This window comes from Actinomadura sp. 9N407, assembly GCF_044326315.1.
GTDB lineage: Bacteria > Actinomycetota > Actinomycetes > Streptosporangiales > Streptosporangiaceae > Spirillospora.
Genome location: NZ_JBIRAW010000065.1, coordinates 1 through 10,734, shown reverse-complemented (window position 1 = coordinate 10,734; position 10,734 = coordinate 1). Strand labels below are relative to the sequence as shown.

Below are 10,734 nucleotides of genomic sequence, written 5' to 3'. Positions count from 1 at the left end.
CGCCGGGACCGTTCCGAGGGCTCCCCGGCCCCCCCCCCGGCCCCCCCCCCCACGCGTCGACCAAGGCGGGAGTGGATCAGGCGAGGCGGGACGCGGCGGCGGTCCAGGCGGCGGCGTCGCCGCGCGGCTCGTACCGGCGCAACCGCTGGGTCCGCGCGACCAGATCGCGCATCTCCGCCTGCCCCTGGACGACGCCGTGCGCGCGCGCCTGGACGAGAACATTGCCCAGCGCGGTCGCCTCGACCGGGCCGGCCACGACGGGCAGCCCGCAGGCGTCGGCGGTGAGGCGGCACAGCAGGTCGTTGCGGCTGCCGCCGCCGACGAGATGGACGACCTCGACCTCGCGGCCCGACAGCCGCACCGCCTCGCGCAGGGTGCGGCGGTGCGCCAGCGCGAGGCTGTCGAGCACGCACCGTACGATCTCCGCACGCGTCCCGGGCTGGGGAAACCCGTGCCGCACGCAGTGCGCCGCGATCCGGGCGGGCATGTCGCCCGGCGGCAGGAACTCCGGGTCGTCGGGGTCGATGAGCGAGCGCAGCCCCGGGACGTGCTCGGCCTCGGCCAGCAGGGACGCGAGGTCGGGGGAGCCCCACGTGCGCAGCGATTCCTGCAGCAGCCACAGGCCCATCACGTTGCGCAGGTAGCGGACCGTCCCGTCGATGCCGCCCTCGTTGGTGAAGTTGGCCTTGAGGCTCTCCTGGCTCAGGACGGGCGCCGGCAGTTCGACCCCGACCAGCGACCACGTACCGCAGGAGATGTACCCGAAGCGGTCACCGGTCGCGGGGACGGCGGCGACGGCGGACGCGGTGTCGTGGGAGGCCACCGCCGTCACCGCGAGCCCTGGCGGCACACCCGTCTCGGCGGCCACATCCGGACGCGGCGTGCCGATGAGATCGCCCGGCTCGCGCAGCGCGGGCAGCAGGCCGCCCGGCAGGCCGAGCCGCTCGAGCAGCGGGCGCGACCAGGTGCCCTCGCGGACGTCGAGCAGCCCGGTGGTGGAGGCGTTGGTGCGCTCGGCGCCGATCTCGCCGGTCAGCCAGTACGCGAGGAGGTCGGGGATGAGCAGCAGGGTCCGGGCCCGGTCCAGGTTCGTCCCCTCGGCCAGCAGCTGGAAGACCGTGTTGAACGGCAGGAACTGCAGGCCCGACACCCCGTAGAGCAGGTCGTCGCCGGCCTCGTCGCGGACCCGTTCCATGACCCCGTCGGTCCGGGAGTCGCGGTAGTGGACGGGGTTGCCGAGCAGCGCGCCGTTCTCGTCCAGCAGGCCGTAGTCGACGGCCCACGAGTCGATGCCCACCGAGACCAGGCCGGGCGGGGCCGCGCGCAGGCCGTCCAGGACGTTGCCGTACAGGCCGAGGATGTCCCAGTGCAGGGTGCCGCCCGCCCGGACGGGCCGGTTGGGGAAGCGGCGCACCTCGGTGAGGTCGAGCGTTCCCGGGCCGATCCGGGCGGCCATCACGCGCCCGCTGGACGCGCCGAGGTCGACGGCGGCGAAGGACGCGCCGTCCGAGGGGAGGGAGTTCATGGGTGTGCGCCGTTCAGAGGACGAGGAGGACTTCGAGGGCGCGCGGGCCGTGCACGCCCTCGACCCGGGACAGTTCGATGTCGCTGGTCGCGGACGGGCCCGACACGAAGGTCAGCGGACGGCGCGGGTCGAGCCGTTCCAGCCCCTCGGGGACGTCGGCGGTGATCTGGTCCGCGGTGACCACGATCAGGTGGTAGTCGGGGACCAGCGTCAGCGCGCGCGGTCCCTGCCCGGGGCCGTGGTCGAGGACGATCGTCCCGGTCTCGGCGATGGCGACGGCGCAGCCGGTCACCGTGCCCGCGAGCCCGTCCAGGCCGGCGATCTCGGGATCGAACGCGAGCCGTTCGGTGTCCATGGCCGACAGCCACTCGGCGGGAAGGCCCTCGGGCACCGCGTACCTGCCGGGACGGGCCGCCAGCGCCTGCGCCACCGCGCCCGGCAGTTCCTCGGCGCTGACCTTGCGCACGGTGGCACGGTAGTGGGCGACCCGTTCGGCGAGCAGGTCGAGGATGCCGTCCTCGTGGTGGCGGCGCAGGTAGGAACGGTCGATCGCCGCGTAGTCCTCGGCGACAGCGGCGGCGGATCGGCCCGGTGTGATCCGCTCGATGTCCCCGAGGATCTCCTCCCGCGCGTTCACTTGCCGCCCTCTTCCTTGGTGTCCTTGGTGCCGCCGTCGGTCCGCGCCCACCAGGCCCGGAACGACTCCGGCGGTGGCACGGGCGCGTCGCGGGTGTCGGTCCAGGCCTTCAGCGGGCCGGGCAGCCGGCGGATGCGGCCGTTGCGGCCGACCACCCACCGGCTGGCCGACGCGGCCTTCTGCGCCACTCCGAGCCGGGCCGGGGAGCGCAGCGTCCAGCCGGCCGCACCCATGATCATCTTCTCGAACGGGTGCTTGCGCGAGCCCTCCACCGCGCGGGCGCGCAGGTGGACCAGCACCTCGGGGATGTCGATGGCGACCGGGCACGCGTCGAAGCACGCGCCGCACAGCGACGAGGCGTACGGCAGCGAGGCGTCCACCTCCGAGCCGATCCCGCGGATCTGCGGCGACAGGATCGCGCCGATCGGGCCGGGATAGGGCGAGCCGTACGCGTGGCCGCCGGCCCGCGCGTACACCGGGCACACGTTCAGGCAGGCCGAGCAGCGGATGCAGCGCAACGCCTGCCGTCCGACCTCGTCCTCCAGCGTGGCGGTGCGGCCGTTGTCCAGCAGCACCAGATGGAAGTCGCGCGGCCCGTCGCCGGGCGTGCTGCCCGTCCAGGTGGAGGTGTAGGGGTTCATCCGCTCGGCCGTCGACGAGCGCGGCAGCAGCTGGAGGAAGACCTCCAGGTCGCGCCAGCTCGGCACCAGCTTCTCCACGCCCATCACCGAGATCAGCGTCTCGGGCAGGGTCAGGCACATCCGCCCGTTGCCCTCCGACTCCAGCACGACCAGGGTGCCGGTGTCGGCGACGGCGAAGTTGACGCCCGACACCGCGACCTTGGCCGACAGGAACTTGGCCCGCAGATGGCGGCGGGCGGCCTCGGCCAGCTCGGCGGGGGAGTCCGACAGCCCCTCGGGGACGCCCGGCATCTCGCGCCGGAAGATGTCGCGGATCTCCGACCGGTTGCGGTGGATGGCCGGGACCAGGATGTGCGAGGGCCGGTCGTCGCCGAGCTGGACGATCAGCTCGGCCAGGTCGGTCTCGTACGCGGTGATGCCCTCCTCGGCCAGCGCCTCGTTCAGCCCGATCTCCTGGGTGGCCATCGACTTGACCTTGACGACCTCGGTCTCGCCGGTGGCCTTCACCAGGTCGGCCACGATCCGGTTGGCCTCGGCGGCGTCCCGGGCCCAGTGCACGGTGCCGCCCGCCTCGGTGACCCGCTCCTCCAGGAGGAGCAGGTAATGGCCGAGGTTGGCCAGCACGTGGTCCTTGATCTGCTTGCCCGACTCGCGCAGCGCGCCCCAGTCGTCCAGCTCGGCGACCGCCTCCTCGCGCCGGCCGCGGATCGTGGACGTGGCGTGCGCGAGGTTGCGCCGCAGCCGGGTGTCGCCGACCGCGCCCTTCGCCGCGTCGGGGAACGAGGGCATGCCCACGTAGGTGGGCATCGCTGTGTCAGATGGCTTCATGAAGGCTCCTCCTCCGTCGCGGCGAGGATCTCGGCCAGGTGGACGGTGCGGACGCCGGCGCGGGTCCGGGTCAGCGCGCCACCGATGTGCATCAGGCAGGAGTTGTCGGCCGAGCACAGCGCCTCGGCGCCGGTCCGCCGCACGCTGGTGACCTTGTCGGCGCACATGGCGGCCGACACGTCGGGGTTCTTCAGCGCGAACGTGCCGCCGAAGCCGCAGCACTCGGTGGCGTCGGGCAGCTCGACCAGGTCGATGCCGCGGACCTCGCGCAGCAGCCGCAGCGGCCGGTCGCCCACGCGCAGCATCCGCAGCGAGTGGCAGGTCGGGTGGTAGGTGACGCGGTGCGGGAAGTACGCGCCCACGTCGGTCACGCCGAGCACGTCGACGAGGAACTCCGACACCTCGTACACCTTGGGCGTGAGCTCGTCGACGGCCCCGGCGAGCCGGCGGTCGCCGGTCCCGGCGGCGATCTTGGGATGCCAGTCCCGGACCATCGCGGCGCACGACGCCGACGGGGTCACGACCGCCTCGTAGCCGGCGAACGCCTCGGCGAAGCCGCGCACCATCGGGGCGGCCTGGCGGCGGTAGCCGGTGTTGAAGTGCATCTGGCCGCAGCAGGTCTGGGCCATGGGGAAGTCCACGTCATGGCCGAGCCTGCGCAGCAGCCGGACGAGCGCCTGGCCCGTACCGGGGTACATCGTGTCGTTGAGACACGTGACGAACAGCGCCACCTTCACCGCGATCCCTCTTCCATGCTCTCCGTCACGGCGTCCTGCCCGCCGATCCCGCCCGCACGCCGGCTGGAGTCGCGGACGACCAGCTCGGGCTGGAACATGACCTGCTGGTGGGCGTGGCCGTCGGGGTCGTCGCACTCCTCCAGCAGCAGCTCGGTCGCGATCCGGCCGAGCTGGTAGGTGGGCTGGCGCACCGAGCTGAGCGGGACCGCGGCCGCCGCCGAGAACTCGATGTCGTCGTACCCGATCAGCGCGACGTCGGTCGGGACCTTGACGCCCGACTGCAGCAGCACGCGCAGCACGCCGAGCGCGAGCAGGTCGTTGGCGCAGAAGATCGCGTCGGGCAGCGGGCCGCCTTCCAGCAGCCGCCGCGCGGCCTCCTCGCCGGCCCGCGCGTTCATCGCCGGTACGGCCAGTTCGCGCATGGCGTCCCGGCCGAGGCCGGCGGTGCGCAGCGCCCGCAGCGCGCCCTTGCGCCGGTCGGCGCACTGCCGCAGCGCGGCCGGGCCGGTCACGACCCCCAGCGTGCGCGCCCCGTCGGCCAGCAGGTGGCCGACGGCCAGCTCGCCCCCGGCGACGTCGTCGACCGCGACCGAGCACTGGTTGGCGCGTGGGGTCGGGTGGTCGAGCAGGACGACGGGAACGCCGCGGTCCAGCAGCCGGTCGGCGTTCTGGCCGTCCTCGCCCACAGGGGTGAGCAGGACGCCGCGGACCCGCTGCTCGGCGAGTACCTGGATGTTGCGCCGCTCGCGCTCGCCGGACTCGGCGGACGAGGACAGCAGCACCGCGCAGCCGCGCTCGCTGGCGACGTCCTCGACCCCGCGGGCCACGTCGGTGAAGAACGGGTTGGCCAGGTCGAGCACCATCAGGCCGATCGTGCTGCTGTGCCCGGCGCGCAGCGTGGAGGCGGAGCCGTTGCGGACGAAGCCCAGCTCCAGGATGGACGCCTCGACGCGGGTGCGGGTCGCGGTGGCGACCCGCTCCGGGCGGTTGAGCACGTTGGAGACCGTGCCGGGGGACACCCCGGCGTGCTCGGCGACCTGCTTGATCCCCACGGTGCCCACTGCGTGCCCCCGGTCTCGTATGCGCCGATGTCTCGTGCGCTGGTGTGCCGCGCTCACTTTGGGTCATGTCTTTAAAACGTGTCAAGCCTGTCGTTGGAAGTTTCGCCGCCGGTCACAGGGCCGTGGGCGTCCCGGGACGCGCTGGGACGGAACTCGTGAAGATCTCTTCCGCCCCGACGGGATCGGGGTTTTCGGCGTCTTCCAGGGGGTTCGCCGCGAAGTCGCCTCTTGACGGGTGCTCGGGGTCACATCTAGCGTCCTCCGCAACATCCAGTTAAAACGTTTTTCATCAGACCGTAACCGATCACCCCAGCGAGGAGGGTGGCAGTGAGCGCACCCGCCCGGTCCGCACCGCCGACATTGGCCCTGGTCAACGTCAGCAAGTCGTTCGGCGCCGTGCAGGCCCTCCAGGGCGTCACCCTGGAGCTGCACGCCGGCGAAGTCCATGCCCTCGCGGGCGAGAACGGCGCGGGCAAGTCCACCGTCGTAAAAACGTTCGCAGGCGTGCACCGTCCCGACGGGGGCGAGGTACGGGTGGACGGCGAGCGCGTGGAGTTCCACGGACCGGCCGACGCCCAGCAGGCGGGCGTGGCCGTCATCTACCAGGAGCCCACGCTGTTCCCCGACCTGTCGGTCGCGGAGAACATCTTCATGGGGCGCCAGCCCCGTGCCGGGCTCGGCCGCATCGACCGGCGCACCATGCACGCCCGCACCGCCGAGCTGTTCACCCGGCTGGGCGTCGCGCTGGACCCGCAGCAGCCGGCCCGCGGGCTGTCGATCGCCGACCAGCAGGTCGTGGAGATCGCCAAGGCCATCTCCCGGGACGCCCGGGTGCTGATCATGGACGAGCCCACCGCCGCGCTGACCGGCCAGGAAGTGGCCCGGCTGTTCTCGGTCACCCGCACGCTGCGCGAGCAGGGCTGCGCGATCCTGTTCATCTCGCACCGGCTGGAAGAGATCTTCGAGCTGTGCCAGCGGGTCACCACGCTGCGCGACGGCACCTACATCGGCACCGAGCCGGTGGCCGGGCTGACCCCCGACGGGCTGGTCCAGCGGATGGTCGGGCGCGAGCTCGGCGCGCTGTACCCCAAGCAGGAGGTCGAACCGGGCGAGGTCGTGCTGAAGGTGTCGCGGCTGACCCGCGAGGGCGCGTTCACCGACGTCTCGTTCGAGGTACGGCGCGGCGAGATCGTCGCGCTGGCCGGGCTGGTCGGCGCGGGCCGCAGCGAGGTCGCCCGCGCGATCTTCGGGGTGGACCGCTGGGACGCCGGGCAGGTCGAGGTCGCCGGGGGCAGGCTTCCCCCGGGCAGCCCCACCGCCGCGATGTCGGCGGGCCTGGCGCTGGTCCCCGAGGACCGCCGCCAGCAGGGCCTGGTCATGGACATGTCCATCGAGCGCAACATGGGCCTCACCCAGCTGCGCGCGCTGCGCCGCGCGTCCAAGCGCGGGCCGCTGATCTCCCGCAAGGTGGAGCGCGACCGCGCCGCCGACTGGGCGCTGCGGCTCCAGCTGAAGTACGCCCGGCTGTCCGACACCGTCGGCGTGCTGTCGGGCGGCAACCAGCAGAAGGTCGTGCTGGCCAAGTGGCTGGCCACCGAGCCGGCCGTGCTGATCGTCGACGAGCCCACCCGCGGCATCGACGTCGGCACCAAGGCCGAGGTGCACCGGCTGCTGTCGGAGCTGGCGAGCCAGGACCTGGCGGTACTGATGATCTCCTCCGACCTGCCCGAGGTGCTCGGCATGGCCGACCGGGTGCTGGTCATGCACGAGGGCCGGCTGGCCGCCGAGATCGCCCGCGCGGACGCCACGGAGGAGTCCGTCATGGCCGCGGCCACCGGCCGCAACGGCGGCAACGGCAACGGCGGCGGCGACGGCGCGGGAAAGGCGGCCTGAGCGATGACCGTACTCGCCGAGACACCCACCAAGCCGCCCGCGGGCGGCGGGCCCGCCGCCGGCGGCGGCCGCCGGTTCATCGAGTCGGTGCTGCGCGCCCGCGAGATGAGCATCGTCGGGGCGCTGCTGGTGCTGGTGATCGCCACCACCCTGGTGAACCCGCGGTTCCTGTCCGCGCAGGGCGTGGAGGACATCTTCCTCAACGCCTCCATCCTGGTCCTGCTGGCCGTCGGCCAGACCATGGTCGTCATCACCCGCAACATCGACCTGTCGGTCGGCTCGGTGGTCGGCCTGGTCGCGTTCGTCACCGGTGACTTCGCCGCCGGAACCGAACGCAACGTCCTGCTGGTCGCGGTGCTCGGCGTCCTGATCGGCGCCGCGTGCGGGCTGGTGAACGGGCTGCTGGTCAGCTTCTGCCGGGTCCCCGCGCTGGTCGTCACGCTGGGCACGCTGTACGTGATCCAGGGCCTGGACCACTACATCGCGCACGGCGAGCAGATCAGCGCCTCCGAGCTGCCCGCCTCGGTGCTGTCACTGGGTACCGGCGCGGTGTTCGGGATCCCCTACCTGCCGATCATCACCGTGGTGGTCATGCTGGCCATCGGGTTCTACCTGCGCTCCTACTCCTCCGGCCGCGAGTACTACGCGATCGGCTCCAGCCCGGAGGCGGCCCGGCTCGCCGGCGTCCCGCTCCGGCGCCGGGTGCTGACCGCCTACCTGGTCAGCGGCGCGCTCGCCGGCCTTGCCGGGGTGCTGTGGCTGGCCCGGTTCGGGACCGTCGTGGCCGACGCGGCCAACGGCTGGGAGCTGAAGGTCGTCAGCGCGGTCGTGGTCGGCGGCGTCGCCATCGTCGGCGGCGTCGGCACCGTGTACGGCGCGGCGCTGGGCGCCCTGCTGCTGACCATCATCGGCAGCGTGCTGGTCGTACTCCAGGTCAACCCGTTCTGGCAGGACGCCATCACGGGCCTGCTGCTCCTGCTGGCGATCAGCGTGGACCGGCTGATGGAGGTACGGACCACCCGGGCCTTGAAGGTCAAATCCAGATCCCGGCGCGGCCGCCGCAAGCTCAACGGCAACGGGAAGGGGGCCGCCGCCACCCCGGCCCCCGGTGAACCCGAGACCCCCGGCGAACGCACGACCACCGGTGAATCCACGACCCCCGGCAAGCACGAGGCGCCCGGTGAGCAAGAAGGGAGCGACCGCGATGAGGTTTGACGCGCGCGGCCTGATCCGCTGGGAGACCGCCGTCACCCTGCTGCTGGTCCTGGTCTTCTTCGGCGGCATGGGGTTCTCCCCGGACTTCGCCGGCCCCGGCAACCTGTCGTTCGCGCTCGGTGACCTGAGCGAGATCGCGCTGATCGCGCTGCCGATGACGCTGCTGGTGGTCTGCGGCCAGGTGGACCTGTCGGTCGCCTCCGTGCTCGGCCTGTGCAGCGCTCTCACCGGCGGGCTGTGGGACGCCGGCTGGGCGCTGGAGACGATCATCCCGCTGGTGCTGGTGGTCGGCGTGATCTGCGGCCTGATCAACGGCCTGCTGGTGACCAAGCTGGGGCTGCCGTCGCTGGCGGTGACCATCGGCACGATGACGCTCTACCGCGGCCTGGCGTACGTGGTGCTGGGCACCGAGGCGATCGCCGAGTTCCCCCAGCGGTACACCGATCTGGCCACCCAGTCAGTCCCCGGGACGGCGATCCCGTACCCGATGGCCCTGTTCGCCCTGCTGGCGATCGTCACGGCCGTGGTGCTGCACGCCACCGGCGTCGGCCGCTCGCTGTTCGCGATCGGCTCGCAGGAGGACGCGGCGTACTTCGCCGGCATCCGGGTCAAGCGGATCAAGCTGATCCTGTTCGTCGTCGCCGGGCTGGTCTCGAGCCTGGCCGGGATCGTGTTCACGCTCCGGTACGGCAGCGCCCGCGCCGACAACGGCCTCGGCCTGGAGCTGACCGTCATCGCGGCGGTGCTGCTCGGCGGCATCGACTTCGACGGCGGCAAGGGAACGCTCGGCGGGGTGATCGCGGCGGTGCTGCTGATCGGCCTGCTGCGCAACCTGCTGATGCTCAACGACGTCTCGACCGAGATCCAGTCGGTGGTCACCGGGCTGCTGCTGATCATCTCCGTGCTCACCCCGCGGCTGATCGCCGTGGTCCGCGAGTCGCGAGGAAAGAGCCGGGGCGCGCGATCCGCGACCCCGGCGGCCGCCTCGTCCTGACCGTCCGGTTCCCGTCCGCTCCCTCCCTACCGACCTTCACCCCGCCCCCCGCCACTCACCCTCCACCCACCCCGAAAGGCACCGACCATGACCGTTCGTCTGCGCGCGCCACGCCGCATTGCGGCGATGGCCTCGATGGGCGCCCTGGCGCTCACGCTGGCCGCCTGTGGCGGTACGACCAAGGACTCCTCGTCGGGGTCCGAGGGCGGCCCCGCCGCCGGGAACGCCACCGCGAACCCGAACGCGCCCCTCAAGAAGGGGCTGAAGATCGCCTTCCTGCCCAAGCAGGTCAACAACCCGTACGAGACGATCGTCGACAAGGCCGGCATCGAGGCCGCCAAGGAGTACGGCGGCGAGGCCAAGGAGGTCGGCCCGTCCGACGCCTCCGCCTCCTCGCAGGTGTCCTACATCAACACGCTGGTCCAGCAGGGCCATGACGCGATCCTGATCGCCGCCAACGACGAGAACGCGGTCTGCGGCCCGCTCAAGTCGGCGATGAGCAAGAACGTCAAGATCGTGGCGTACGACTCCGACACCGCCAAGGACTGCCGGAACCTGTTCATCAACCAGGCCAGCTCCGAGGACATCGGGCGCAGCCAGATCAAGCTGATCAGCGAGCAGCTCGACGGCAAGGGCGAGATCGCGATCCTGTCGGCGACCGCCAACGCCACCAACCAGAACACCTGGATCAAGTTCATGGAGGACGAGCTGAAGAAGCCGGAGTACGCCGGCCTCAAGCTCGTCAAGACCGTCTACGGCGACGACGACGACCAGAAGTCGTTCCAGCAGACCCAGGGCCTGCTGCAGGCGCACCCCAACCTCAAGGGCATCATCTCGCCGACCACGGTCGGCATCGCCGCCGCGGCCCGCTACATCAGCGGCTCGCAGTACAAGGGCAAGGTCGCGCTGACCGGGCTCGGCACCCCGAACCAGATGCGCCAGTTCATCAAGGACGGCACCGTCGACCAGTTCGCGCTCTGGAACCCCAAGGACCTGGGCTACCTGGCCTCGTACGCCGCCGCTTCGCTGGCCTCCGGCCAGATCACCGGCGCCGAGGGCGAGAAGTTCAAGGTCGGCCGCCTCGGCGAGCGCACCATCGGCAAGGACGGCGAGGTCATCCTCGGCCCGCCGACCGTGTTCGACGACAAGAACATCGACCAGTTCAACTTCTGACCTCCCGCCCCGCCGTGACCGGGAGCTCCG

Annotated in this window: 9 protein-coding genes; 4 read left to right on the top strand and 5 right to left on the bottom strand. The window is 72.1% G+C overall.

From position 1 onward, the window contains the following. Positions 1 to 76: 76 nt before the first annotated feature. Genes ACH34Q_RS46750 through ACH34Q_RS46730 form a run of 5 tightly spaced genes read right to left on the bottom strand, consistent with a single transcriptional unit; the run spans position 77 to position 5,429 of the window. A complete protein-coding gene (locus ACH34Q_RS46750) occupies positions 77 to 1,525 on the bottom strand; it encodes a rhamnulokinase family protein (RefSeq protein ID WP_395989733.1) in 1,449 nt (482 codons plus the stop codon). A gap of 13 nt (positions 1,526 to 1,538) precedes the next feature. Then, on the bottom strand, positions 1,539 to 2,162 hold the full coding sequence (locus tag ACH34Q_RS46745; protein ID WP_395989732.1) for a lactate utilization protein C: 624 nt from the start codon (positions 2,160 to 2,162) through the stop codon (positions 1,539 to 1,541). Continuing rightward, a complete protein-coding gene (locus ACH34Q_RS46740; protein WP_395989731.1) occupies positions 2,159 to 3,631 on the bottom strand; it encodes a LutB/LldF family L-lactate oxidation iron-sulfur protein in 1,473 nt (490 codons plus the stop codon). Before ACH34Q_RS46740 ends, ACH34Q_RS46745 begins: the two co-directional genes overlap by 4 nt. Continuing rightward, entirely contained in the window at positions 3,628 to 4,368 is a 741-nt protein-coding gene (locus ACH34Q_RS46735) for a (Fe-S)-binding protein (RefSeq protein WP_395989730.1), read from the bottom strand. Before ACH34Q_RS46735 ends, ACH34Q_RS46740 begins: the two co-directional genes overlap by 4 nt. Continuing rightward, the gene (locus tag ACH34Q_RS46730; protein WP_395989729.1) at positions 4,365 to 5,429 is read right to left on the bottom strand and encodes a LacI family DNA-binding transcriptional regulator; all 1,065 of its coding nucleotides are present in this window, start codon (positions 5,427 to 5,429) and stop codon (positions 4,365 to 4,367) included. Before ACH34Q_RS46730 ends, ACH34Q_RS46735 begins: the two co-directional genes overlap by 4 nt. A gap of 327 nt (positions 5,430 to 5,756) precedes the next feature. Between ACH34Q_RS46730 and ACH34Q_RS46725 the strand changes: the two genes are divergently transcribed. The 4 genes from ACH34Q_RS46725 to rhaS all read left to right on the top strand — a co-directional run bounded on the left by ACH34Q_RS46725 (position 5,757) and on the right by rhaS (position 10,704). Next, on the top strand, positions 5,757 to 7,322 hold the full coding sequence (locus ACH34Q_RS46725) for a sugar ABC transporter ATP-binding protein (RefSeq protein WP_395989728.1): 1,566 nt from the start codon (positions 5,757 to 5,759) through the stop codon (positions 7,320 to 7,322). 3 nt (positions 7,323 to 7,325) lie between these two features. Next, on the top strand, positions 7,326 to 8,537 hold the full coding sequence (locus tag ACH34Q_RS46720; RefSeq protein ID WP_395989727.1) for an ABC transporter permease: 1,212 nt from the start codon (positions 7,326 to 7,328) through the stop codon (positions 8,535 to 8,537). After that, positions 8,527 to 9,531: an ABC transporter permease gene (locus tag ACH34Q_RS46715; RefSeq protein WP_395989726.1), complete on the top strand. Its 1,005-nt coding sequence runs from the start codon at positions 8,527 to 8,529 to the stop codon at positions 9,529 to 9,531. The genes ACH34Q_RS46720 and ACH34Q_RS46715 overlap by 11 nt, the downstream gene beginning before the upstream one ends. A gap of 87 nt (positions 9,532 to 9,618) precedes the next feature. After that, positions 9,619 to 10,704: a rhamnose ABC transporter substrate-binding protein gene (gene rhaS / locus ACH34Q_RS46710; protein WP_395989725.1), complete on the top strand. Its 1,086-nt coding sequence runs from the start codon at positions 9,619 to 9,621 to the stop codon at positions 10,702 to 10,704. The last annotated feature ends 30 nt before the right edge of the window (positions 10,705 to 10,734 follow it).